The following is a 23,502-nucleotide window of genomic DNA, read 5'->3' as shown; positions in this document are numbered from 1 at the left end:
AGTTTATCATTTAAATTTAACTTATTTCCTTGAATTAGATTATTCTGTCTTTATAGTTTAAGTATAATTCTTAACAATCTATTTCTGATTTTTAGTATACCCCATCATCTGCGTTATTAGTTTAAGTAAAATTCCCCACTAGATAAGCATAAATCCCAATAGAGCACGATTATTGAGGAAGATTAATAACACATATTTTCTCTTTATTTTTACTCCTCTCTGCTAAATTTCTTTCTCCACTCGTAATAACTTACATAAGGTAAAGTCACACTTGGTGGCTTAACTTCTTTGTAAGCTTTGTTAAACGCCTGCCTATACGTTAGTCCTAAATCATCCATGTAGTCTCTGCCTCGTCTATATTCAGGAAGTTTATCGTTTACTAAGTAAATCGAAAGAAACCGGCACTGAATATCCATGGATGCAACGCCCCATATTCTCAATCCTGTGTGCCATTTCAGTGTAGCTTTCACCTGCTTGTAAACTTTGCGCTATCTCGATATTCAAACTTCTTATAATGTCGTTCACTACATTCCTCCAACCAGATAAGTGAGATATTGTTGATTGATTTTAGCTTTTCTGGTTTATCCATACCTCGGAAGATGATTTTTGATCCGTTTGGAAACTTTACTGTCATTAGTGATGAGCTTATCTTCATACTTACCCCTAACCCCAAATCTTCGATGATTTCGCTAAATAAAGAAAACATACTTTCCCTGTGGGTATCGTAAACTTCACGAACGACTAAAGCTGTACGTTTTTCCTCAAGTAATTTAAAGATCATCTTTAATGCAGCATGATAGGATTTCGATGAGCCATAACCACCTTCGAGGAGTTGTGTCTTACAACGCCAGTCGAATAGTAAAGTTTCGAAATGTGGATTTACTTCTTTTTCAATTAATAGTGTCATTTTACTCAACTCCTTTAACATTACACGCATAAAAAACACGTGTATTTTTGCACTCTAAAATAGACACGCATTATTAATGCGTGTTATAATAGAATTAGAAAGGAGGTAAGGTAATGGGAAAGCAAGTAACCGTAAGAGAAGCGCTAAAAAGACTCAAAAAAGAAGGATTCATCAAATCTCCTACTCATAAGGGTCCTGGCAGTCATCAAAGATACATACATAAAGATGACCCAACAAGATTTGCAGACATTAGCTATCATAGTAGTGGTCAAGCGATTCCTAAAGGAACTTTAAGAAGTATCGAACGGACATCAGGGGTTAAGTTTTAACCCCTCCGCTTTGCTTATTACCTTACCTCGTATGGATAAACATATAATAATTAAATAATTAAATAAAACTAAATCAGAAATGAGGTTTTAAATTGAGTTACCCAAATCATTTTATCTTTCCTGTTGTTGTTGAAGTTGCTGAAGGTGGTTTAGGAATGTATTTCCCTGATTTCGAAGGAACTGCCATCCTGGCCGAAAATATTACTTCTGGTATTCGAGAAGCTAAAGAAATGTTGGCATTTCGTATTTTAGAATTAGAAGAAAAGGACTTACCTGTTCCTGCACCTTCGACTCCTGAAAGCATCGAGCTATTAGATTCTACTGATCGAACTGTATTTATTGACATCTATATGCCCCCATATCGTAACGAAGCAGCTAACAAAGCAGTAACTAAAAACTGTACGCTACCTCGTTGGTTAAGAGATGCAGCTGAAGATGCCGGTTTAAACTTCTCTCAGATACTTCAAGCATCCCTTAAAGAAGCTCTTGGTATTGAACAAAACGACAAAAAAGCAGCCAATTAAGGTTGCTTTTTTTTGCTGACAATATTAATTTCTATAGGTTTATTTTGTTGATCAGAACCAAGCTTTTCAATCTCCAATTTGGTTTTATCAATATTCACCTGCATCTGCTCTAGCTTCAATCGACTTTCATCATCCATATATACCATTTCTTCAAACTGACGAATATTTAATTATCATTTCATGAGCACAGTGTCGTTTTGTACGTGTCCTTACTAAATACGGTAGATCACAATAATTTAAACATTCCTGTTATACCATCGTATCAGAGTTGTCGCTTCTATATTTTTAATTTGTACATGTTGTAATCGCTCCGTTCTTCCCCCGACACAAGCCCTGAGTAAAAATGAAAGTCATTGAGATGCGATTAATAGGTGCACCAATTAAATAGAAGTTTATTTTAATATAAAAAAGCCATTTCCGATTCGGAAACGACTTAAAAATTAATCGCACGAAGAACCTCCAGAATCACTGTTACTTGAAGTGGTGTCTGAACAATCATTTCTATCTGTATCTTGTAACGAAAAGACTGAACCTGATGAAATAAAATCAGTTGTATTATTTCCTGAATAGTTAGAACGGCTTCGATTGGTAGAACTATAGTTAGTACTTCTTATCTTTTTTAAGGTAATTATAATCCCTACTATCAAGACTAAAATTACTATTGCAATAAAGAACTCCCCCACGCATTACACCTCCTTTGTACAACAGTTTAATTTTACCATTTAAAAACAAATTAATCATTAGCTTACTCTCAAAAGCAAGTACATGTAATTCAGCAGGGAGAGCTGTGGCTATATTTGCTATAATTTAATTAAAAATATTGGGAGGTATTACAATGGATTCTTCTGCTATATTTACTATTTCAATAGCGATTGCAGCTTTCTTCATTACTGGTATTAATGAAAAGAAAATTAAAAAATTAGAAAAACGAGTTGAAGAGCTTGAAAGAAACAAGGAATTTTAATTATATAATAGTATTCTAGAGCGATAGTAATCGCTCTATATTTTTTTACTTTCCCCATTTGTTGAAAACCTTTGTGCTCACTGAAACCACTATGAACTTATTTTAAGAAGTCATTGCCTCCAAACTTATCAAGATTATATTTCTCAATTTGAACAAATTGACAATATTTCTGACAACACATCCACTGTCTTGAATTATGGTGGACTGCACCACTACACAACCTTCAGACGAATAGAATCATCAGTTTGAACGCCATCACTAACTATTGATAATTTTTTATATTTCCCTCTCATTAGGTATTTCTATCAGGTATTATGCCTTGCTAGACAGTCTCACCTTTGTTTATATTTTCACTTATTAGTTTTTCTATTTAATTTTTATTAAAAAAGACTTGGTTAATATGACTAGAGAATGTAACAGAGCATTGCATACTATAAAAATGTAATCTGCAGATTATAACTTTTTGTTTGAAGGAGGTGAATATATATGCCTTTAACTACTGGTCCAATTGAAAATACAGGTAATCTACCAGCTAATGCCTCTAGTGTGCGTGTCAAAATTCTTAATCTAACTGGAGGTTCTCTATCTGGAGTAGTCCGCGTTTATCGACTTAATGGCACAAGACAATTACTATCTACAACTCCTTTTTTAGCCGCTGCAAATGCTTCTACTTTTGTAACACCAAGTGTAGCTGGTTCGTTCCAATATGAAGTTGAAATTGCTCCGAATCAAACTGGTGGATTATATAGCGTTTACGGGCGAACAGCATCAGGTGTTATCATTGATGCTCAAAGATTTGTGAACTCAGAATTAACACAAATTCTTTAATTTTATAAATCTAAGGGTTAAAAACGTATAAGCCCTATTTTTCACATGCTTATATTGTTGACCAAAAGGCATAAAGAAGTGCACTCTTTATGCCTTTCGTTATTTTTAGCTCTATTTGAACATTCCTAATGTCTTATTGGAAATATGGTTGTAAGGTCAGGAAATAAAAAAATTTCCCGGGTAAGCGCAAGAAACGACATGTTTTAGCTAAACTAGCAAAAGCATTGCTCACGGATTCTTAAAAACCCCTATCCCTGTTGATAAAGGCATGCAATTCCTAAGATTCTAATGTCGATTTAGCTCACTTCTAGCATCCCGTTCCATATTTCTAGTGAATCAAAAAAGAACTTACGGTTGTTTATTACCCTTTTATCCGTAGTGAGCTTTAACTATTAATTTAAAGCAAAATTGTTAGATTGATCCACTACTAATGCCATCGCTAAAGCGTAGAATGCTCGGCGTGCTCCAGCACAGTTTGGAGATTCTTTATCAGTCGTAGTAAGGTCTGTAGCAAAATCAACAGTTCCATTTGTATTGCAAGCATCGGCTAATATATCTAGGCGAGCTAAATCCCAAAGACCTGAACGACCATGGGAAGGAAACTTACTTTGACCATGTAATGATTGCCCAATATCAAGTTGCAGTTTTATGGCCTTTGATACTTTATTATCAATGCTTGTAGAACCTTGCCCCGTAACGCCAGGATAAACATTAAATAATCCAATCATTGCTTGATTGATGCCCTCACCTTTATTAGGCATTTGCCATGGATTCTTCATTAACGCTGATGAACCCAACATGGCATTCTCAGGAATGTACATTCCCCAATATTTAGCATGGCTAAACAAATGACTAATTAGGTTATTTTTAATAATTGCATAGTTATCAAAAATAGCCTCGTAAGTATTAATTAACTGCGTAACCATAACTGCCGAATCCGAATCGTTATTAGGAACAAGACTGTTCCATGATGAAGCTGTCGGATTTTCTATTAAGCTTGCATAGATTTGCAAGAATGTTATAGCAAATGCATTATATGCTGGAGAATCGAATCGCGCACGTAACATATTATTTGTCAGGTTCACTTCAGAAAACCCATGCACTGGAAGAACCCTTTTTGCAGATAATGAATTGTTATAGGGCTCTTGCTGAAAACAACCTTTAGAGGCATTAGCCACTGAAGTATTGATTCCCCATTGAGTATAACTAAGTACATCACGAATTGCGTTTTTCAAATTATGTGCAGGTTCTAAGGAAGCTCCAGTCTCATGAACCTTTACATCATATATATGTGCTGCCATCCAACACGCAATCGCATTCAGTGAAGAATTCAGAATAAATCTTTGGTTTTTCGTATTAAAATCTGCATGATGGTTCAAATAATTTTTACTACTAGTCCCTGGTTGAATACCAGCAAACACAACCTTTCCTCCATCATCAAGAACTGTTTGTTTATCTAAGTAAGTTTTCTGTGGATCTGTTAATGGCTCTGCCGTTGTTATCCAATAGCCAATTTGACCGGCATATGGCCCCGTAGCAAAACGGTACGATTTTTCTACATCATCATATGTCCAAGCAGATGGCGTACGATAGTACATAATAATATGGTATTCTTTAGAATTTAATACTTCATTAGCAAAATGGTTTCGGTATTGCGCTAACAACGCATCTAAATTAGAAAAGGAAACATCGCTCTGTGTTTCATCTAACTTTTTTAGCATTGCTGCACCTAAATAAATTAAGCCTGCTAATTGATCAATTGGATTTATTGGGAAATTTAATGCTTTATCGATTAGTTTTGGAATAATTATATTAACAATTTCCTTGTAAACTTCATCACGTTCTCCATTTTGAGCCTTTTGTTGGGCGAACTGAGCACAAAACATCATTAATTGCCCAACACCTTGTTGTATGGGAGAGGAATTGAATATTTCACTAGAACCATTTAATAAATAGTTTTGGATAAATTTTCGTACTCGTGGATATCGACCTTTATCCTTTTTATAAGGATGTTTTAAAGATGACGGCTCAGTAGTTAGTAGAAATGCCTCTGCGAAGGCATGAGCTTCTTGTAATGCTGTAAATTGTGTCAAATCAAATCACTCCTATTTTTTCTTCGTTAATAAATATACATTTTGCCAAGATTTATAATTGTAGCGTACTGGTCAGTTATCATTCTATTATGAAGCTAATACATAAATAGAAATATTTACCTTAATACCCCTTTATTATACATGTTAAACTTATAAATCCATAATATATAATATCATTAACCTAATCTCTCGAAGTTTTAAGCTTGACCAAGCAATACAAAAAACAGAATTAATCTATGTAGAATTAACTCTGTTTTTAAATCGAATATTTAATTTTAGCACTAGATTATAAAAGAGAAAGCGGTCGGTTTGCCCAAAATATTTCCAAACACTAGGGATGTTATTAATTTTTATTGCGTTCCAGTTGTTTTTCCATACCAGCACGATCAATTTGAATCCAATATTCTGCTATTTTTTCATTTTCAATGCGGTATACAGCACTTGCTATTTCAATGACTGGAAGACCTGTAGGCTGAAATCCATCAACTTCACCAATATGCTTGCCAACCTGTTTCCAGCGAACATAAACTTTAAAATCTTGGACCATCAACTCTTGAATTTCTAATGAGAAGTCACCATAAGCCTCTATCATTTCTTTTACATGATCAGCGTATTCTTTAGGCGTTCTTAGTACTGTTAATTCCTCTTCAGAGATTACTTGGTGGGCCAATACTTGCTCTGCCATTAATTCCACTGCGTAATCTGGATTACGCCCCGAACGTACTTCTTTAAAAAATTTCTCAACAATTTGCTTTGGTGTCATTTGAACCCTCCACTGAACTTTACTATATATTTTGGTGAAGATCATTAAATATTTCCATGATTAATCATAATGCGAACGCTTATAAATTGAAACGTTTATCTTATTTTGTACTCAAAATCATCACTTTGTCCATTAGCAAAAGTGTTTAATATAGGAGCTAAACCATTTTATGCCTAACTTTTGATTTAAACTCCCGAATTAAAAAATGGATAAGGAATAAGATGTAATAAGGATTTTCGGTTAGGGAGGTGAAAAGATGAGTAAAAACAAGGATAATTTTACTGATCTTTTAGCGGGTATGGAAAATGATGCTGCTAAGCTAGCAGTTATTGCGGGAATTATTACTACATTAGGAGATGTCTTAGCTACTATCGCAGCAATAATGGCATTGGAGGAAGCACAGAAATCAAACAACAATAATAATAATAATTCAAACAAAATTGATGAATTAGAAAAACAAGTTCAATATTTAACAAAGGAACTACATAAACTTAAACATTCAAGAAAAGTTTAGTGTCAGGCACACAAACAATTCAGAATTGTTTGTGTGCCTGACACCCTAAAGCGTTGTCCCACGAATCGTTGCGTAACTTAATTTATTTGCTAAAATAGCGCGCTGGGCAATGATTTTTGCTTCTTCTATTGCGTTATACCAACCACTTATAAAACGCCAGCCATTTTCATTTGAGCTACCTTTTACTGGTTCTGCATACGCTAAATAATATTGTTTTAATGCGTCGTTCATCGCAGCTAACATTGCCTCTTGACTATTATATTTCCCACTTTGAATACGGAATTTCTTTGGCTCTTTGTCAATCTCAATATATTCTATTTTTTTACTTACATCTATTATAACAACAGGCTTTAAAAAAAGGGCAATTTCGTCTAGACGACGATTCACAAGCCCTTGTAGCTTTTTTCCACCAGCATTACAGTATAATAGCATTTCTTTGCTTACTTGTTCCCATTGCTTATTATTTAAATATACTAATAGGGCACTATTTCTTAAAATATATCGTCCTAAATTATATTGGAAACTTGCCAGTGCATCGTACTGATTTTGGTTAAGTGGTACTTTAACATAGTATCCAATGGTAGTAGCATGCTCTTGTGCTTGCTTTCGTAATAGTTCCCACGCATCTTCTTTTGTAATGGTTTGCCCCTTTTCAACTGCTTTGCCACTTGGCCATTTTGTTGTTCCGTAGCCGATGGTCCAAACATTGTCAGGACCTATATAGGCATCGGAGCGAAACCCTTCCCACTTCGCTATGAGATTTAGTGCATTATTTGAAATTTCCATCTATCTATTATCCCCCTTTCTTTTTCTGCACCTTCTCTAGTCTATTCAATTCTTAATATCCGAACGTTTACATAGATACAGAACAAGGAAATATAATCGTCATTTATACAATTAAGTAACAATATGAAGCTTTTGGAATACCCACATTCAAAATAAAAGCCCTCCATAATAGGAAGGGCTTTTGAAAATGTTAAAACCGCATTTTTCGCTGTTTCAATATTAGTGTAAATTCAAAACTCTTTTTATATCCGACTCAATGCTTTTTGGCTTATCAGTTGGACCAAATCGAGCTACTACTTCTCCTTCTGGATTAACTAAGAATTTTGTGAAATTCCATTTAATATTACTTCCTAAGAAGCCTTTCGAATGCGTTTTTAAATAATTATAAAGAGGATGTGCTTCTTTACCATTTACCTTGATAATTTCATGCATAGGAAATGTAACGCCATACGTTAAACGGCAAGCTTCAGCGGCATCCAGCGCTGAAGACATTTCTTGCTTAAATTGATTAGATGGAAAACCTAGCACTTCTAACCCCATATCTCGATAAGTAGTATACAATTGTTCTAATTCTTCAAATTGTGGAGCTAAACCACATTTTGTTGCAGTATTGACTATTAACAAAGCCTTACCTTTGTATTTTTCTAAACTATATTCTGAACCATCTTCTAATGTTACATTGATATCATAAATACTCATCTTTTACCTCCATGTTATTTAATTGAGTTAATAATTCATTTAAATTTTGCAACTGTGCCCTTAAATCACCGTCTATTACTGTCAAAGCATCACAATGTGCCATTTTCTCCACTAACTTTTCTGTAATCAACGTTTCAGTTGCTCTTGCCTTCTCAGTCAAAGAAATAATTACAGCACGTTTATCCTTAGACGATGTTTCTTTCGTCACCCATCCTTTATCAACAAGCTTATTTAATATTGGATTTAACGTGCCTATGCCCAAACTCAATTTTTCGCTAATTTGTTTAACTACTAGACTATCTTGTTCCCATAAAGCAAGTAGCACCAAATACTGCGGGTATGTCAAACCAAATGGCTCCAGCACTTGCCGATATAACTTTGTAAATTGGTTAGCTGCCTTGTATACAGCAAAACACAGTTGATTTTCAAGTAAAAATGCTTTAATTTCTTATCCACCTCTCAATACATCGTATACGATGTATTTTTATTTTATATCGTATACGATGTATATGTCAATTTATTGAACTGTTTAACAACTGGACATTCCGATAATGATGGAAATGCTAACTAAAAAAGACCGTTAGAACGGTCTTCAATACTGTAGAGAATGCATTAAATTAAAGTACGGCTTATGATTTTCTTAAGTTTATGCGTGCTTGTTTTCAAGTTCCTCATCACCTTCTTCTTGCTAGGGCTCTTTTAGCTCATCCTTTGAAAGAGATGTAGAGTTTCTTATCACCATGGATGTTCCTTCTAATAAGCGGTTTTTCAATCGGCTCGGCTATATAGCCCACTTCATACTTGAGCTATGATAGTCTCACTGGATTTGAATAACGTACTAACTCCCCTCCATCCATTTTATAAACCTCATCGCAAAGTAAGGCAATATCTTCAGGGTTATGGCTTGCTAAAAGGATGGTTATGTCCTGCTTTCTAAAGTTCAGAATCATGTCTCGCATTTCCGCTACACCCGATTGATCCAATCCATTCATCGGCTCATCCAATAATAGTAATTTGGGATTTTCCATAATTGCCTGTGCAATCCCTAACCTTTGTCGCATGCCTAATGAATACTTCCGTACCGGTCCTTTATCATTATAATCCAACCCAACTAACGTCAAAACGTTTTTGATATCTTGATCACTGATTTTATTCTGAATTGAGGCGAGTATCTTTAAGTTTTGAAAACCTGAATATTGGGTTAGAAATCCAGGCGTATCTAATAATGCACCAAAAGATTTCGGAAAATTACCTTTGCCGATAATGTCATTAAACACTTTTACAGTGCCGCTACTCGGAACAAAAAGTCCAGCAATTGTCTTAAATAATAAACTTTTACCTGAACCATTTCTGCCGACAATCCCATAAATTCCAGGTTTATCAATGACTAATGTTATATTTTTCAGCAACTGACGACCCTTTATCTTTTTATGTAAATTATGTATTTCGAGTATGGTCATAAATACAACCTCCTTTTACCCAACTATTTTTTCTCTCAATTTAATAAAAAGGCCATAAAGCACACTATAGGACAACACGATACATAGCGCGATTATAGTATTAAACCACGCAAAGGATATTCCCTGTAATTCCCACAAGCCGAGCAAAAAATAAGTTAGCGGTAAAAACTTTAGAATAGGCGGAAATAAATAGCCAACAGCAACCGAAGAAATCATACTAATAATAACGAGAAACATTGCGAAGACAACATTATTGACGATAAACGAAAAAATTGTATGGACTATAAATAATAACACGAACGTCAACACAAATAGCATAAAATGATTGAACAGGAATTGCCATCCATTCGTGGTTAGGAACAACGATAAATTAATGTCGCTTTGGTTCACTATTCGACTATTTAAAATGAAAACAAGTATTCCTGTTATCCCATATCCCATTCCAATTGTTCCAATTATGCTAATACATAAGGCAAGAAACATGCTATGAAAACAATCACGATAGCTTTTCATTCTTAGAATAAGATAAGTTGGATGGGCACGTAGCTCTCGTAAAATAAAGGAACTAAGCAATAGGAGAATAGGAATAAAGATCAACAACCAACGCAATGAGTTAAATTGGAAATTTAAAGGCATATAAAACATAAATACAATCTGATTTACATAGCCACTTGGGGTAAAATCACCATATGAAGCATAAACAACAATGCTATTCAGCACAAAGATGCCAACACTACAAAGAACATACTTCAGTTTAAAGAAAGAACATAAATAGTAAGTAAAGAGTGTTTTTAGCATTATTTTCTCTCTCCAATATACATATCCTTTTTATTGATACAGTAAAATCCAATTAAATAAAAAATCATAATTAACACAATCCAATATAATAGAATGGTAGATGGAAGTTCACTTATTTCAGAAATTACATTATAGGTATATTGAAAGATATTAATGTTGTCATAAAATAAATAGGAAGTCATCAGTGTTATTTTTGATAATGACACACCTATGTTGACTAGATTGACTAGAAGAACAGCTAAACAAGCTAATAAAATCCGTCCTGTAAACAAGTAGCTTATGTAAAAAAGCATTCCGAAAAAAAATAGAAACAACCATAGAAGAATGACCGACATCGCAGTCAAAACAAGAGGTGTATTGTTCTTCAATAGCTCCGTATGGTGTTTATAGTGCTGAACACTATAATTACTCCATTGGTTAGTAAAATCTAATACAAATGCAGCTTCGAATATCATGATAGCAACAAGCATTAGACAGAAATATGTAACGGACTTTGCTATTTGTAAAAGAATGACATGATACCATTGCCGTTTCGTATTAAATCGAATTAACAAATAGTTCTGCACATGCCCTAATGAAAATAACGATATTAGAATGATTAAAAATGCCGGCAAGATGAAATAAAACAGAGGATGAAATTCCGTAAGATGAAATAATAAGTCAAAGATATTTCCTTCGACTACTTTTGTCGATTGTAATAAATTGAAAAAGTATAGCATCAACACAATATAAACGAATAATATACTTTTTTTGGATAAGTATAACTTTAATCGTTTTTTACTCTTTAAACCGCTCTTCAATCTTTGTTGCCCCTCCTATAAAAAATAGTGTTATCCCTACTACAACAAGCACTACGCCATATAGAAAAGTTTGTCCTATTTGATATTGGTCAATTAGGTCCACATCAAACAATGCCATCGCATTGAAAGCAGGATGAATTTTCGCCAATACTGTGACAGAAAGAATCAAATAAATAAACGGTACGAAAATCGCAATATATTTATTTTGAATAATCGTTGATATCCCTAAACCTAGCGTTGCAAAAATTATGCCACAACAAAACATAATTCCAATCATTATAACCATCATCATCATCGGCGAATTTACACCCATACTTTGAAAAAAAACCACAGGGCCTAGTTGAGATTGGTCTCTGTGTCCTAACATCGGTACATTTAATAGAAGCTTTAACACCATTAAAAAAGCAAAAGCCATCATAGGACCAATTGCAACAGCTATTCCCCCAGTAAGTGCATTCACAGCTAAACGAATTGTCATATAGTGGCTTTTTTTCATACGGTATTGAATATAATGATGAAATCCTGTCTGAATATCTGTTCGATATGAACTAGCGAACGGCATACATGCGATTATTGGGAATGCTAGAACAATAAAGGATGCAGTTCCAGCGTTATACCCCTGCAAAAAAGAATAAACAATTGAAATCACTCCGCTATGAATCCATATTAATGATTCCAGCATACCAATAAACACGAGAAGAATAGACGATGCCATTGTGGCCAGTCCCATTCTCGATAACAACGCTCTTCTAAACTCTTGCCTGATATACATTGTCAACGCAAACACCTCAACCTTCACCATTTAATCACTGGATTGAATGACCAAAAATTGAGTAGCTTTTTTGATTATCTATTAATTAGGTGTCCACGTTCCCACAGTATCTACTGTTTCTAATGTGCCAGGAGAAGTTGACATATTTAAATGAACTTTCTCACCTACTAATGAACTTGCATTACCTAAATAATCCATCACAACAACTTTGCGCTCTTTGTATGCCACTTTATTCGGAACATTGCTAGTTCCCTTTTCAACCCATGACACTAATTTTCCTCTTTGAATATACGAAACTAAATTGTATGCACTACCTGTAGTTTCTTTAACAGCATCAAGGGTCTCTAAATCATTAATAATCGGAACTTTCCCTGAATACCCATGATATGTAGGGGATGCATTTGCAAATGAACCAAATCCTATAGTCAACAAACTAACAGCTACAATACTTGCAAAAAGTTGGTACTTCTTCATTTTTCTTTCCTCCAAATTGTAATTTGTTTCACTATTTCCGGCCATTCAATTATCTTAATTTTATTAGGATTCTGTTTATTTTGTAAAGTGAATTTTGTTAAAATAAATACATTTAATAGATTTAAAGATACCATTTGCTTTAAAGTTGATATATTTTCGTTTTATACAAAAAAACAGCTACTAATATTTAAATTAAGTAGCTGATCTTCGTTTACTCGCTTTATTTCTATACTGTTTAGCTAGTTTTACCATAGCCAATATCTAGCTCCCTGTGTAACAATAAATCTGTCCAACCAAGTTTCAAAGTTCATAGGTAACCTTTGAATGTCTCCTTCATGAACAAAGATAAGATAATCATCCTCCCCATTAGCAACTTTTTGAGAATCAACGAACATATACACCATATCCTCTATAATTACCCATCATAAACCAATTTTTATCATAGGCACTTTGATAGTATATATTGGTCTCATATTCATGGATATAATTTAATATCTGGCTTAAATTAAATATTTCAAAGAAATCATAACCTAGACCATCATCATTAAATAATTTCGCTCCATTACTTTGTTTTAAAAATAAGCACAATTCTTTCGGTAAAACATGTTGAGTTTTTAAAGTGAATTCCTGTAGTTCATGATTTGATATTGGACAATTCCAATCACAGGTTACATTTAAAATTTCTCCATTCTCCCTTTGTATGATAATGCTATTCTCTTTATCTAACCTTTTATTTAATGCTGTTAAGATTAATTCAATCGACATATTATCTTCACCTAATTTCTAATAGTTTACCCACCAAGGAGATGTAGTACCTCGTAATTTTCGTTAAAACAGAAATAATGATAATATTTGCAATATAGTTACTTTATCGACGAAATACTATAGAAAACCCAGTACCTTTTGTAGAGGGAACTGGGTTTTCTCTGTTGTTTTAATATGTTTAGCGTTTAATCTCAAATTCTTGTGGACCAGCATAGGGTGGAGCAATGTAATATTCATAGAAAAAGATGACTGGATTTCCTTGTTCATTAATATAGAAGTTTTTTGACGTATATTCGTCTATTCCACCATCTCCCTTTGAAGAATAATATTCTTGATAGTACGACCAAAGATTTTCATCGGTCTTCGCACGTTCCTTCACTTGACGCTCTATTTCTGGATCTACTATTTTTTCGTAATCTTTTCCTAGTAAATCTTCTAACGTTAGTTCCTTTCCTGTTGTTAAATCAATATTATAAAAATACTTTGTATCAAATGTTAATCCATTTGTAGTTTCTGTTTCATTAATGATAAATGACAAGATTTTTGCATTTGAGCTTTTTACTTCATAATCAAATTTGTATGTGCTAGGTGTATATTCATTAATATCCCTTGCATCCTCGCCCTCTCCAAGGAAGTTTTTCTTAAATTCCGCTGAGTCCTGTTTTGCTTTCGCAGCAAGGCTCTCAATTTTTTCCTTAATCATCGTATTAATCTGATTTTCTAATGATGGATTCCCTATATCAGAGAATTGAGGAATTTTAATATGTGCATCAATCGAATCTGTCTTTTCTATATATTCATCAATCGTAATCACTTTTACTACTGCTCCTAATACAGGAACCTTTGACATTGCCAGAGCAAAAGTCGGACTTAGATTTACAAAGAACATGAATAGTAGACAGGCCGTTAAAGGAATCACGATAAACTTCATTTTAAAAAACGTTAAAAAATCTTTCTTCTTGGGCATCGTTTCATTTTCAGCCATTGTTAATACTTTTTTTCGTATCCTTTCCTTATTTAATAAGTTTTCTTCTATAACACGTTTTAATACCTTTCGTTCATGCTGCTTCATAATCGCCTCAACCGTCCTTCCCAAACTTTTTTCGTATTTCATGAGTGGTGCGGTAAATATAATTTTTTATCGTGGATTGATTTAAATGTAGTAATTTTGCAATTTCAGGAATTGAAAGTTCAGCATAATAAAATAAGTAAAATACCTTTTGCACTTTTTGAGGTTTGGTTTGCAAAAAGCTCCAAATGTCAGATAATAATTCTTTGTTTTCTATTGCCATCTCTATCTCATTTTCATATTGCTCTATGTCCGTATCTGCATGATTATATTCTTCATCTTCTTTATTTATATCAAACAACGGTATGATACGCTTTACTTTTTCTTTTAAAGAATAATGTTGGTAGATTTTAGATTTAGCGATTCGTATGACATAAGCCTCTGGGTTCTTTAGATAATCAATCCCCTTGTCCTTTAGTATTCGATACAGCGCTATATAAGTTTCTTGTATTATATCCGGGATAACACTCGTATGATTGCATTTGCTAATGACATACACTACACATTGATGATAGGTTTTGTCATAAATTTCATTAAATTTCTCTTCGATTCTTTGAGTATTCAAAGGCTCACCTCCCGTTAAACGTTACTAGGGAATGCAATATACGAATGTTGAATAACATTGTTATTATGTCATGGTTTTATGGACTACATTCGTTTCCTTTGCACAATCAATTGCCAAAATAGGGATCGACTTTTTCACTTTTTAGCGATAACAGTTCTGATACTGTTACAAATTCATATCCTTCTTTTTTTAATGCCATTAATATTTCTGGTAAGGCTTCAGCTGTTGCTGTATGAATATCATGCATTAACACTACTGATTTATTTGCGATTTGATTTAAAATTTCGTTTTTTATAGCTGCTGGGTTGCGACTTTTCCAATCTAACGAGTCGACAGACCACATAATTGTAGTATAATTTTCTGACGCGGTATAATTTAGAATGTCTTGGTTGTATATCCCGTATGGAGGTCGAAATAAGGTTGGAGTTACACCTGTTGTTGCTTCAATAATTTTGTTTGTTTTATTGATTTCTTCTGTCATTTCATTGTGCGTCAATTTCTTTAAATTTGGATGACTAAAGGTGTGATTTGCTATTTCGTGACCTTCAGCAACGACTTGTGCCGCAATATTTGGATACATCTCAACTCTGCTTCCTAACATAAAGAATGTTGCCTTTGCTTCATGCTGCGCTAATGTTTGTAAAACGCGTGGTGTAACTTTGACACTCGGGCCATCATCAAATGTAAGTGCTATATATTTTCCGTCAGGATTCAATACAACTGTTTCATTCTCTAATTCTTCTTCCTCTTCTTCTGTCCCTTCTTCCTCTATTACATCCTCACTATCATCATTTTCTTCAAATCTTGCCTTATCACTTGCAAGATTTTCAGCTTGCCCATGCTCTTCAACTTGTCCACCTAAAAAGTAGTATCCCGCACCTAGCATGATAGTAAAGAACAAAATGACCGCTACAAATCTTGTCCATCTAATTCTTTTCCTTGCTTTCATTCCAATACACCTTTCTTTGCTATTTTTTCTTTCTTAATATAGAAGAGAATCAGAGAGTTGAAAAAGTTTCAATTAAACTAAAAAAATTTTTAATTATTTTGTAGGACAATAAAAAAGCATGAAAAGTCTTGATAAATATCACGTGTTCATCATGCGCAGTGGATGCGGTCTACAGTTCGGTATGTGATAGTGTAGGTAGTACGCGGCATTAATGGCTGACAGGCGTATAGTGGAAGAAGGGAAGATTAGAAGTAATGTAGAATATAAAAATGAATACTTTGCCAATCGTTTTGCCCCGTCACATGGGGTACGGGTATTAAAAAGTTGGCTCAAGGGGATGAATGCCTTTTTCGTGTTGTTCCCTTGAACCGAAGCAAAAGGAGTGAAATATGCATGAAAGAACCATCTGAACAGCTTATTGACATGCTTGGTCATCCATATAGTCCTAAAAATGTTCAAGCTTTGCTGCAATCATTCAATGTCAAGCGAATGCCTTCCCCGAACAGCTATTTCAACGACGATATTATTTGGTCTGTAAAAGCATCGATACGCATTGATATTTATCGTGCCTCAAAAATAAATGATTTGACTGGACTCCACTATACAAATCAAGATGAATGGATTATTGGTGCTATACATTTTCTTGCTCCTGGATCAGATGATCGAATTAAAAAGCCGTTTTCTGGAAAGCTTCCTAAGGGAATCACGATGTGCTCAACACCAGATGAGTCAATAAAGGCATATGGTCGACCTGAAATGGATGAAAAATGTGCGTGGCCTGGGTTCTCTGGTCAAATTTTGGCTTGGCGCAAGCCGAACATAAATATTGCAATTGAATATGCGGATAGTGCAATCGATTGCGTAATGAGAAGCTACACGGCCTGTTTAATTGGCTGCATAGGCGCATGGCGAGACGATAACCCTGAGGTCTTTTCTCCCTGATGGTCAGTCGATTACACCGTGCTACGGGTGGTTGTTCGTTCGCTCTCAAATAAATGGCACTCTTTATCAAACTTTAAGCGCATGTTTTGAAAAAAGATTTCAAAACATGCGCTTTACATTTGTTCTTGTATCAAGGTTGATATGGTTATGAAGACCTTCATTAATCCTTATGTCACGATTGAATTTTATCTTGCAAAGAATTGTCGATAATATAAAAAAGACACCGAGGTGTCTTATGTATTGTCAAGTTACGTTTATGGACAATCTGAGAGTTAATTATAATAATGAAATGCAAAACCATCTTCTGGTTCGCCCACTTCATATCCCAATAATTTTGTAGCGCGTTTCTTAAATAATGTAATCCATTCATTCCATTCTTCTGATGGCAATTGAGCATAAAATTGTAGTCCACTTGATTCAATACTTACTTCTATCAATTTACCATCTGAACCATACCACTGTGGACAGCCGTTTACAAAGTGGTTCCAGTTAGGCATTTCTCTATATAAACGCTCCAACTTATCCCAAACTTCTTGTGGTGCAGAATAATGAATATTCAAATTCATATTGTATATTTCCATATATTCTCCTTTAAATTTAGATTTATAAGTTGATTTGCGACTCTTTCAAATTATTGTTTTACTGTTGGTCAACTGTGATAAAAACACTTTTTAATCCGTTATCCGTATATAAAAACTCCATTTGTAAACACATATCTGCCCGTTTTGAATTTGAAGTTAAATCATAATCAACTGCAAATCCACTGTTGTCCTTGAATTCATAAAAGTTAATTTGTGCATATTCGTATTGGGGATGGAAATTACATGGAGCTCCATATTCATCAAATGAATCCAATCCATTTAAGTTTAATGTTTCTTGGACATAATGGAATAAATCACCAATATCATCCACTTTAGATTCATCCACATAATTTAATATTTTTTCATATTCTTTACGATGCATTACTTTTAATATATTGGTAATAACAGTTATGGCATATTGTTTATTTTCACTTTTCATATTGAACCTCCCAATTCTATTTTTCTTTCCATTCAACTGTATAATATCATACATTTTTGAGAAAATTTATTTGAACTGGAGATACCCGTGTAATGCCATTTTCGGTTTGCCTTAGCGAGTGTTTTAGTTGTATACGACTCTAATCAAATTTTATAAAATCTTATACTTAGTTAAAAATATTAACTCCATTTTGACAAATCTCTTTGCAAAATGGAGTATTTTCGGTTTTGCTAATAAATAAAGGTTGAAAGAATTTTTGTCATCACTCTTTATTCAACGCGCCGTATATGATTAATCAACAGCTTCTCCACCTGTGATTTAAGAGCTTGATTTGCATAACGGAGTACTACATCATTCCCTGCAGTAGCAACTTGTACGTCACTAAAGTATTCATCTATCGGTTGCCAACCTACTACTCGTATACGTTTTTGTGCAAGTTCTCGTTTGAGATTAAAATATTCTTGTCTTAGCTCCTTTAGTAATGAATCCATCATTGGAAGAAATACTGTTTTCATTTTAAACTGCTCTAATTTACAATAATCAACCTGTAATGATTTAACTGCTAGCTCTAACAAAAGATACTTATGAAGTAACTGTCTTTCATCGGCTTTAATCATAGTAATCAGCATCCAGTTGGGCTGATTGAATATTTGGGATGGGGATACTCTCCGTTTTAAGTAGCGTTTCAAGTATGAGGTCATTCGTATTCATCGATTTAACTATACCAGTCCATTGTGTGATTGTATGGTCCTTCCACACTTCTACTGTAACGGTCAACTGTTGATTAAAAGCTTGATTAATTGTTTTTTGTAGTTCTTCCAGTTCCCATTCAGTCAATTCTCTTGGCTGTTCCATATACTCTTCTTTGTACTCTCTGAGAAGCTCTAAATGTTCTGGCAACATCATCGATGCCCATTTAATCGTCCCTCTATCTTTTATCATTCCAATCACTCCTATGCCAAATGACCACCAACTAAGCGATCTCGTTTTATAGCTGTACCAGCTTTTGTATAAGAAACGGCTCTTAATATTGAGGTAGCTCCAAACCTGTTACGTATGGCATCCATTGTAGGACCAATTATCTGACGTTGTGGCTTGCGTTCATCAAATAAATCCAATTGAATGCTATGCTCTTTCTCTAGGTTGGATATTCTGACTGATAATTGTCGTGCTGGCTCTCCAGCAAAATGTTCATCCAGTAATTCAATACAAGCTTTATACATCACAAGCGTTTCACTTGTCGGCACTGCAATGGTTTTCGAACGATGAAACCCTTTGGTCATGGCATTATGACTATAGGAAAGACCTAAGCTAATTGTACGGCCAACAAACCCTGCATCACGTGTGCGCTTCATTACGTCTTCACACATTTCTAGAAGCACTACCGCAATCTCTTTTCGTGTGTGATAATCCCTCATCAGCATTTGACCCTTACCAAAACTTAATGCTCCGTTTGTTATTAACGGCTCCCCTAATTTAGATAGATCTATTCCCCATGCATGGTAGTAGAGTTGATTGCCCATTACCCCAAAGCACTTTTCTAATTCTGCTAAATCTGCATTAGCCAAACCACCAACTGTTTGTATTCCCATAGCATTTAGATTTGCCTCCATTCGTTTTCCTATGCCCCACATTTCAGATAAAGGTCGAACAGGCCACAGTTTCTTTGGAATATCCTCATACGTCCATTTAGCAAAACCTGTTTTCTTTGCTTCAAGGTCTAAAGCTAATTTGGCGATTAACATATTGGGTCCCATACCTACTGCACTAGGTATACTAAATTGGTCAAGAATAGCCTTTTGTATTTCCTTGGCCGTCTCTTCGGGTGAACCCCAAAGCTTTTCCGTGCCAGTTAAATCAACAAAACTTTCATCCACACTATACACATGTATCGCATCAACAGGTACGTAATTAGCGATCAATTTTGTAATCGTCATCGACATTTGAATAAAGAAACTCATTTTAGGCTCAAATAATCTAATGTCAGGATGTTTTGGTATCTCATAACGTCTACTGCCAGTTTTGATTTTATATTTCTCTTTCATTAATGGTGATGCAGCAAGCACTACGCTACCTGGCTGGTCAAAATTCGCTACTACTGCAACTGGTGTTTTTAAAACATCTAATCCATGTAACATCGCCACGATACTAGCGTAAAAACACTTCATATCGATACACATAATAGGTCTATTGGGCATCGCCTCATAATTCACACGACATCACGCTCTTGTGTTATAACTGGAATAATTGCAAGAACATTGCTGATAATAAAAGTACGCTTTGCTTGTCGTGTGAAGCAATATGCAGAAAAGCAGTTATTTACAACTTTTATGATTTTCACTTGCCTTTTTGTAATTTCACCGCATTTGGATACATACATCATATGAACTGACTGATTGCGTTGCATTGCTTTTATTAACTGTTCTTTCATCCAACATCCTTCTCCCCTCGTCCGTAACAAGAACGTTTGTTTGTATTTATATTTTACGCACGTACGTTCCTTTTTACAACTGGGAATTTAAAGAAATATTAAAAGTGTCAAGCACTATTTGGGTGCCTGACACTTTATGAAGTTGCCTTATTTACTTCTGACAAACAATAGTTTAAACCACTGATTAACTAAAAACGGCATAAACGATAAGCTATAAATAAAGCCTAATTGGGCGCCACTTAATGCGGCCACTTCGAAGATACCCGTAAATGATGGAACAAATAATACGGCATGTAAAGCAACAAAACCGATTAAAAATGCTAACCAAGTATATTTATTCGAAAATACACCAATGGCAAAAATCGATTGCTTCGATCTGGAATTAAAGCCATGAATTAATCTCGACAAACATAAAGTAGTAAACGCCATCGTACTAGCTGTTAAAGTATCTCCTGTTGACAATCCGATTTCAAAAGCAACAGCTGTAGCAATTGCAATTAATAAACCTTCCAGTATAACTTGCGTCGTAAAAGCTTTATTTAACAATGGTGTGCGAATATCTCTTGGCTTGTCCTTCATGGTGTTTTTATTATTTGGTTCCAGTCCAATGGCAATGGCCGGCAAACTATCGGTAAGTAGGTTAATAAATAATAGATGAACAGGTGCAAATGGAACGGGTAAACCTAATATAGTAGCATATAAAACGACAAAAATTGCCCCTGCATTTCCAGATAACAAAAATAAAATCGCATTTTTAATGTTCGTATAGATGCTTCGTCCATTCGAGATTGCTTTGACAATCGTTGAAAAATTATCATCTGTTAATATCATAGATGATGCATCTTTCGCTACTTCAGTACCGGTTATTCCCATTGCTACACCGATATCAGCTTGTTTTAAAGCGGGACCATCATTGACACCATCACCGGTCATCGCAACGACATTGCCCTTTTCCTGCCACGCTCTCACAATACGAATTTTTTGTTCCGGCGTTACGCGAGCATAAACTGAAACATCTTGAACTTTTTCTTGCAGTTCGCGATCCGTTAAACCTTCAATTTCAGCTCCTTCAATCGCTTCGGATGGGTCCTGTAAAATCCCGATTTGTTTGGCTATGGCAGTGGCTGTTATTTTATGGTCACCTGTAATCATTACAGGTTTAATACCTGCTTTAATACAGCTTTCAACGGCTGCCTTCGATTCCTTTCTAGGTGGGTCCATCATTGCTATTAATCCTACAAAAATTAAATCTCTTTCATCAAATACAGTAATTGGACGGCCTTCTCTTACTTCCTTATATGCAATGGCTAATACTCTTAAACCATTCATTGAAAAATCTCGATTCACTTCTTCGATTTTTTTTCGATGTTCTTGCGTCAGATTAACTAGACCTTGCGACGTATTCATTTTTGACATTTTGAATAGTAGAACGTCTAGTGCTCCCTTAGTAATCATAATACTTTGCTGATTAATCCGATTAACCGTACTCATAAGCTTCCGATCTGAATCAAAAGGGAGCTCTGCCACCCTTGGACAATGGTCTCTAACAAGTAATTCATCAAAATCATACTGCTTTCCTAATTTCACAAGGGCAATTTCAGTAGGATCCCCGATTTCCTTATGATCTCTTTCCAACGCATCATTACATAATAACGCCTTTAAAATCAGATCTTTCTCAATTGCATTTTTCATATATAGTTGATCGTGTGGAATCACTTTCTGATTAACGTATACATGTTGGACAACCATTTTGTTTTCAGTTAAAGTCCCTGTTTTATCTGAACAAATAACCGAAACACTTCCCAAACTTTCAACAGCAAAAAGCTTTCGTATTATAGCATTTTCCTTTGCCATTTTTTGTGTCCCAAAAGCCAAGACAATTGTGACAATCGAACTTAATGCCTCTGGTATGGCGGCAACTGCCAACGAAACAGCAAACATAAACGATTCTACTAATTCACGGCCTCGAACCAAATCAATTGTGAAAATAACAACACAAATCATCGTGATGCCTAAAGCTAATTTTTCTCCAAATTGATCTAGACTTACTTGTAGAGGCGTTTTCTTTTCTTTTGCAGTATCAAGTAAATTAGCAATTTTCCCAATTTCCGTGTCCATTCCGATAGCTGTCACAATAACAACGCCTCGTCCATTCGTGACAAAGCTTCCAGTGAAGACCATATTTTTCTTATCCGCAATGGTTACATCTTCCTTAATCGAATCGGCACTTTTTGCGACAGCTAATGATTCACCTGTCAACGAACTTTCATTAATATGAAGATTATGGCTTTCTAGTAATCTTCCATCAGCATTTATATAATCTCCAGCTTCCAAATATAGAAGATCTCCCACAACGATATCTTCAGAAGGAATTTCTATTATCTGATTATTACGCATTACTTTCGCTATGGGCGAAGACAGTGCTTTCAAATTACCTAAAGATTTTTCTGCCTTTACATGTTGAACAGTGCCCAGAACTGCATTTAAAATAATAACAATCAAAATAACAATCGTACTTTCTACTTCACCTAATAGAAATGAAATAAAAGCCGCTACCATTAAAATAATCACTAATAAATCTTTAAACTGGCCGAAAAAAACGGCAAGTGTACTTACCTTTTTACTTTCCTCTAAAACATTATACCCGTAAACCTCTTGCCTCTTTTGAACGTCATAATCACTCAATCCCTGATTGGTCACATTCAGTTTATTCATGACTTCAACGGACGACTGCTGATGATACTGTGTCATTTGATTCTCCTTCCAGTGTAAATTATTAATAATAGTTGTGTTATTCAACCTAGAGCGGACTATTGCAATAGAAGGAAAACAACTTTATCTTTATTGCACAGTCTTTTAGCTATCAAAATGTCGTTTCTATCACTTGGCCCCTTTTGACTTGTATTTTTTCTATTACAAGCCGTGATTTCTGTTACATAATAGTAAAAATTATGTGCTCTTTTGCTCTCGACTCCATATTCCTAATAGTAGAACTATAACAATCTATTCCGTGTCCTAATCCAGTATGATAATAATTGATAGAGAGATTA

At 34.7% G+C, this 23,502-nt stretch carries 28 protein-coding genes and 1 pseudogene; 6 read left to right on the top strand and 23 right to left on the bottom strand.

Annotated elements, in window-relative coordinates:
* Positions 1-209: 209 nt before the first annotated feature.
* The gene (locus tag I5435_RS10215) at positions 210-416 is read right to left on the bottom strand and encodes a hypothetical protein (RefSeq protein WP_024361858.1); all 207 of its coding nucleotides are present in this window, start codon (positions 414-416) and stop codon (positions 210-212) included.
* A gap of 83 nt (positions 417-499) precedes the next feature.
* Positions 500-907, bottom strand: a pseudogene (locus tag I5435_RS10210) (PBSX family phage terminase large subunit); the annotation flags it as partial.
* A gap of 113 nt (positions 908-1,020) precedes the next feature.
* Here I5435_RS10210 and I5435_RS10205 point away from each other — a divergent pair.
* Positions 1,021-1,236, top strand: coding sequence for a type II toxin-antitoxin system HicA family toxin (locus I5435_RS10205; protein ID WP_108030887.1), 216 nt, complete (start codon positions 1,021-1,023; stop codon positions 1,234-1,236).
* Positions 1,237-1,328: 92 nt separating this feature from the next.
* Entirely contained in the window at positions 1,329-1,760 is a 432-nt protein-coding gene (locus I5435_RS10200) for a type II toxin-antitoxin system HicB family antitoxin (RefSeq protein WP_108030888.1), read from the top strand.
* Here I5435_RS10200 and I5435_RS10195 read toward each other — a convergent pair.
* Complete coding sequence (locus I5435_RS10195) at positions 1,757-1,897, bottom strand: hypothetical protein (RefSeq protein WP_158694860.1); 141 nt, start codon at positions 1,895-1,897, stop codon at positions 1,757-1,759. The two genes, I5435_RS10200 and I5435_RS10195, sit on opposite strands and share 4 nt — an antisense overlap.
* 698 nt (positions 1,898-2,595) lie before the next feature.
* Between I5435_RS10195 and I5435_RS10190 the strand changes: the two genes are divergently transcribed.
* Both I5435_RS10190 and I5435_RS10185 read left to right on the top strand, forming a co-directional pair.
* On the top strand, positions 2,596-2,724 hold the full coding sequence (locus I5435_RS10190) for a hypothetical protein (protein ID WP_255313812.1): 129 nt from the start codon (positions 2,596-2,598) through the stop codon (positions 2,722-2,724).
* 486 nt (positions 2,725-3,210) lie between these two features.
* Complete coding sequence (locus tag I5435_RS10185; RefSeq protein ID WP_024361862.1) at positions 3,211-3,552, top strand: hypothetical protein; 342 nt, start codon at positions 3,211-3,213, stop codon at positions 3,550-3,552.
* Between the two features lie 392 nt (positions 3,553-3,944).
* Here I5435_RS10185 and I5435_RS10180 read toward each other — a convergent pair whose 3' ends face one another.
* A complete protein-coding gene (locus tag I5435_RS10180) occupies positions 3,945-5,645 on the bottom strand; it encodes a hypothetical protein (RefSeq protein ID WP_337983728.1) in 1,701 nt (566 codons plus the stop codon).
* A gap of 343 nt (positions 5,646-5,988) precedes the next feature.
* Entirely contained in the window at positions 5,989-6,408 is a 420-nt protein-coding gene (locus I5435_RS10175) for an ester cyclase (RefSeq protein WP_025219411.1), read from the bottom strand.
* Positions 6,409-6,664: 256 nt separating this feature from the next.
* Between I5435_RS10175 and I5435_RS10170 the strand changes: the two genes are divergently transcribed.
* A complete protein-coding gene (locus I5435_RS10170) occupies positions 6,665-6,922 on the top strand; it encodes a hypothetical protein (protein WP_025219410.1) in 258 nt (85 codons plus the stop codon).
* 45 nt (positions 6,923-6,967) lie between these two features.
* On the opposite strand, the gene I5435_RS10165 is transcribed toward I5435_RS10170, so the two are convergent.
* From I5435_RS10165 to I5435_RS10115, 11 genes are all read right to left on the bottom strand, one after another.
* Positions 6,968-7,708, bottom strand: a complete 741-nt coding sequence (locus tag I5435_RS10165) for a lysozyme (RefSeq protein ID WP_337983727.1) — start codon at positions 7,706-7,708, stop codon at positions 6,968-6,970.
* A 219-nt stretch (positions 7,709-7,927) separates the two neighbouring features.
* Entirely contained in the window at positions 7,928-8,407 is a 480-nt protein-coding gene (locus I5435_RS10160; RefSeq protein ID WP_025219409.1) for a glutathione peroxidase, read from the bottom strand.
* The gene (locus tag I5435_RS10155) at positions 8,394-8,825 is read right to left on the bottom strand and encodes a MarR family winged helix-turn-helix transcriptional regulator (RefSeq protein ID WP_443136945.1); all 432 of its coding nucleotides are present in this window, start codon (positions 8,823-8,825) and stop codon (positions 8,394-8,396) included. The genes I5435_RS10160 and I5435_RS10155 overlap by 14 nt, the downstream gene beginning before the upstream one ends.
* Positions 8,826-9,213: 388 nt before the next feature.
* A complete protein-coding gene (locus I5435_RS10150) occupies positions 9,214-9,867 on the bottom strand; it encodes an ABC transporter ATP-binding protein (RefSeq protein ID WP_337983726.1) in 654 nt (217 codons plus the stop codon).
* Between the two features lie 797 nt (positions 9,868-10,664).
* Entirely contained in the window at positions 10,665-11,465 is an 801-nt protein-coding gene (locus I5435_RS10145; protein WP_337983725.1) for a hypothetical protein, read from the bottom strand.
* Positions 11,443-12,243 carry a hypothetical protein gene (locus tag I5435_RS10140; RefSeq protein ID WP_337983724.1) on the bottom strand — a complete coding sequence of 267 codons (801 nt, stop codon included), beginning with the start codon at positions 12,241-12,243 and terminating at the stop codon, positions 11,443-11,445. Before I5435_RS10140 ends, I5435_RS10145 begins: the two co-directional genes overlap by 23 nt.
* A 75-nt stretch (positions 12,244-12,318) precedes the next feature.
* Entirely contained in the window at positions 12,319-12,711 is a 393-nt protein-coding gene (locus I5435_RS10135; RefSeq protein ID WP_337983723.1) for a hypothetical protein, read from the bottom strand.
* 384 nt (positions 12,712-13,095) lie between these two features.
* Entirely contained in the window at positions 13,096-13,476 is a 381-nt protein-coding gene (locus I5435_RS10130; protein ID WP_337983722.1) for an SMI1/KNR4 family protein, read from the bottom strand.
* 178 nt (positions 13,477-13,654) lie between these two features.
* A complete protein-coding gene (locus I5435_RS10125) occupies positions 13,655-14,548 on the bottom strand; it encodes a DUF3298 and DUF4163 domain-containing protein (RefSeq protein WP_025219399.1) in 894 nt (297 codons plus the stop codon).
* Positions 14,549-14,555: 7 nt separating this feature from the next.
* On the bottom strand, positions 14,556-15,110 hold the full coding sequence (locus I5435_RS10120) for an RNA polymerase sigma factor (protein WP_024361871.1): 555 nt from the start codon (positions 15,108-15,110) through the stop codon (positions 14,556-14,558).
* A 106-nt stretch (positions 15,111-15,216) separates the two neighbouring features.
* A complete protein-coding gene (locus tag I5435_RS10115; protein WP_337983721.1) occupies positions 15,217-16,059 on the bottom strand; it encodes a polysaccharide deacetylase family protein in 843 nt (280 codons plus the stop codon).
* A gap of 393 nt (positions 16,060-16,452) precedes the next feature.
* Between I5435_RS10115 and I5435_RS10110 the strand changes: the two genes are divergently transcribed.
* On the top strand, positions 16,453-17,001 hold the full coding sequence (locus tag I5435_RS10110) for a hypothetical protein (RefSeq protein WP_024361873.1): 549 nt from the start codon (positions 16,453-16,455) through the stop codon (positions 16,999-17,001).
* A gap of 272 nt (positions 17,002-17,273) precedes the next feature.
* Here the strand turns inward: I5435_RS10110 and I5435_RS10105 are convergent, their stop codons facing one another.
* From I5435_RS10105 to I5435_RS10075, 7 genes are all read right to left on the bottom strand, one after another.
* Positions 17,274-17,582 carry a hypothetical protein gene (locus I5435_RS10105; protein WP_024361874.1) on the bottom strand — a complete coding sequence of 103 codons (309 nt, stop codon included), beginning with the start codon at positions 17,580-17,582 and terminating at the stop codon, positions 17,274-17,276.
* A 58-nt stretch (positions 17,583-17,640) separates the two neighbouring features.
* Entirely contained in the window at positions 17,641-18,021 is a 381-nt protein-coding gene (locus I5435_RS10100; protein WP_337983720.1) for a DUF7668 domain-containing protein, read from the bottom strand.
* Between the two features lie 269 nt (positions 18,022-18,290).
* A complete protein-coding gene (locus tag I5435_RS10095; protein ID WP_024361876.1) occupies positions 18,291-18,638 on the bottom strand; it encodes a YhjD family protein in 348 nt (115 codons plus the stop codon).
* Positions 18,631-18,963: a YolD-like family protein gene (locus I5435_RS10090; protein WP_024361877.1), complete on the bottom strand. Its 333-nt coding sequence runs from the start codon at positions 18,961-18,963 to the stop codon at positions 18,631-18,633. The genes I5435_RS10095 and I5435_RS10090 overlap by 8 nt, the downstream gene beginning before the upstream one ends.
* Before the next feature lie 11 nt (positions 18,964-18,974).
* Positions 18,975-20,234 carry a Y-family DNA polymerase gene (locus I5435_RS10085; RefSeq protein ID WP_024361878.1) on the bottom strand — a complete coding sequence of 420 codons (1,260 nt, stop codon included), beginning with the start codon at positions 20,232-20,234 and terminating at the stop codon, positions 18,975-18,977.
* Positions 20,231-20,452, bottom strand: a complete 222-nt coding sequence (locus tag I5435_RS10080; protein ID WP_024361879.1) for a WYL domain-containing protein — start codon at positions 20,450-20,452, stop codon at positions 20,231-20,233. Before I5435_RS10080 ends, I5435_RS10085 begins: the two co-directional genes overlap by 4 nt.
* A gap of 147 nt (positions 20,453-20,599) precedes the next feature.
* The gene (locus I5435_RS10075) at positions 20,600-23,203 is read right to left on the bottom strand and encodes a cation-translocating P-type ATPase (RefSeq protein ID WP_024361880.1); all 2,604 of its coding nucleotides are present in this window, start codon (positions 23,201-23,203) and stop codon (positions 20,600-20,602) included.
* Positions 23,204-23,502: the final 299 nt, after the last annotated feature.

It is taken from the genome of Lysinibacillus sp. C5.1 (genome assembly GCF_016350185.1).
Lineage (GTDB): Bacteria > Bacillota > Bacilli > Bacillales_A > Planococcaceae > Lysinibacillus > Lysinibacillus sphaericus.
The sequence above is the reverse complement of the archived record's forward strand: the minus strand, read 5'-3'. Positions and strand labels throughout refer to the sequence as shown.

Bases quoted from the DNA above. Each gene is read 5' to 3' on its own strand.
- I5435_RS10105 (WP_024361874.1), bottom strand. From the start codon at position 17,582: ATGGAAATATACAATATGAATTTGAATATTCATTATTCTGCACCACAA.
- I5435_RS10195 (WP_158694860.1), bottom strand. From the start codon at position 1,897: ATGGATGATGAAAGTCGATTGAAGCTAGAGCAGATGCAGGTGAATATT.
- I5435_RS10075 (WP_024361880.1), bottom strand. From the start codon at position 23,203: ATGACACAGTATCATCAGCAGTCGTCCGTTGAAGTCATGAATAAACTG.
- I5435_RS10125 (WP_025219399.1), bottom strand. From the start codon at position 14,548: ATGAAGCAGCATGAACGAAAGGTATTAAAACGTGTTATAGAAGAAAAC.
- I5435_RS10190 (WP_255313812.1), top strand. From the start codon at position 2,596: ATGGATTCTTCTGCTATATTTACTATTTCAATAGCGATTGCAGCTTTC.
- I5435_RS10160 (WP_025219409.1), bottom strand. From the start codon at position 8,407: ATGAGTATTTATGATATCAATGTAACATTAGAAGATGGTTCAGAATAT.
- I5435_RS10215 (WP_024361858.1), bottom strand. From the start codon at position 416: ATGGATATTCAGTGCCGGTTTCTTTCGATTTACTTAGTAAACGATAAA.
- I5435_RS10130 (WP_337983722.1), bottom strand. From the start codon at position 13,476: ATGTCGATTGAATTAATCTTAACAGCATTAAATAAAAGGTTAGATAAA.
- I5435_RS10110 (WP_024361873.1), top strand. From the start codon at position 16,453: ATGAAAGAACCATCTGAACAGCTTATTGACATGCTTGGTCATCCATAT.
- I5435_RS10095 (WP_024361876.1), bottom strand. From the start codon at position 18,638: ATGATTAAAGCCGATGAAAGACAGTTACTTCATAAGTATCTTTTGTTA.
- I5435_RS10165 (WP_337983727.1), bottom strand. From the start codon at position 7,708: ATGGAAATTTCAAATAATGCACTAAATCTCATAGCGAAGTGGGAAGGG.
- I5435_RS10175 (WP_025219411.1), bottom strand. From the start codon at position 6,408: ATGACACCAAAGCAAATTGTTGAGAAATTTTTTAAAGAAGTACGTTCG.
- I5435_RS10135 (WP_337983723.1), bottom strand. From the start codon at position 12,711: ATGAAGAAGTACCAACTTTTTGCAAGTATTGTAGCTGTTAGTTTGTTG.
- I5435_RS10115 (WP_337983721.1), bottom strand. From the start codon at position 16,059: ATGAAAGCAAGGAAAAGAATTAGATGGACAAGATTTGTAGCGGTCATT.
- I5435_RS10170 (WP_025219410.1), top strand. From the start codon at position 6,665: ATGAGTAAAAACAAGGATAATTTTACTGATCTTTTAGCGGGTATGGAA.
- I5435_RS10185 (WP_024361862.1), top strand. From the start codon at position 3,211: ATGCCTTTAACTACTGGTCCAATTGAAAATACAGGTAATCTACCAGCT.
- I5435_RS10205 (WP_108030887.1), top strand. From the start codon at position 1,021: ATGGGAAAGCAAGTAACCGTAAGAGAAGCGCTAAAAAGACTCAAAAAA.
- I5435_RS10080 (WP_024361879.1), bottom strand. From the start codon at position 20,452: ATGAAAGAACAGTTAATAAAAGCAATGCAACGCAATCAGTCAGTTCAT.
- I5435_RS10150 (WP_337983726.1), bottom strand. From the start codon at position 9,867: ATGACCATACTCGAAATACATAATTTACATAAAAAGATAAAGGGTCGT.
- I5435_RS10100 (WP_337983720.1), bottom strand. From the start codon at position 18,021: ATGAAAAGTGAAAATAAACAATATGCCATAACTGTTATTACCAATATA.
- I5435_RS10090 (WP_024361877.1), bottom strand. From the start codon at position 18,963: ATGATAAAAGATAGAGGGACGATTAAATGGGCATCGATGATGTTGCCA.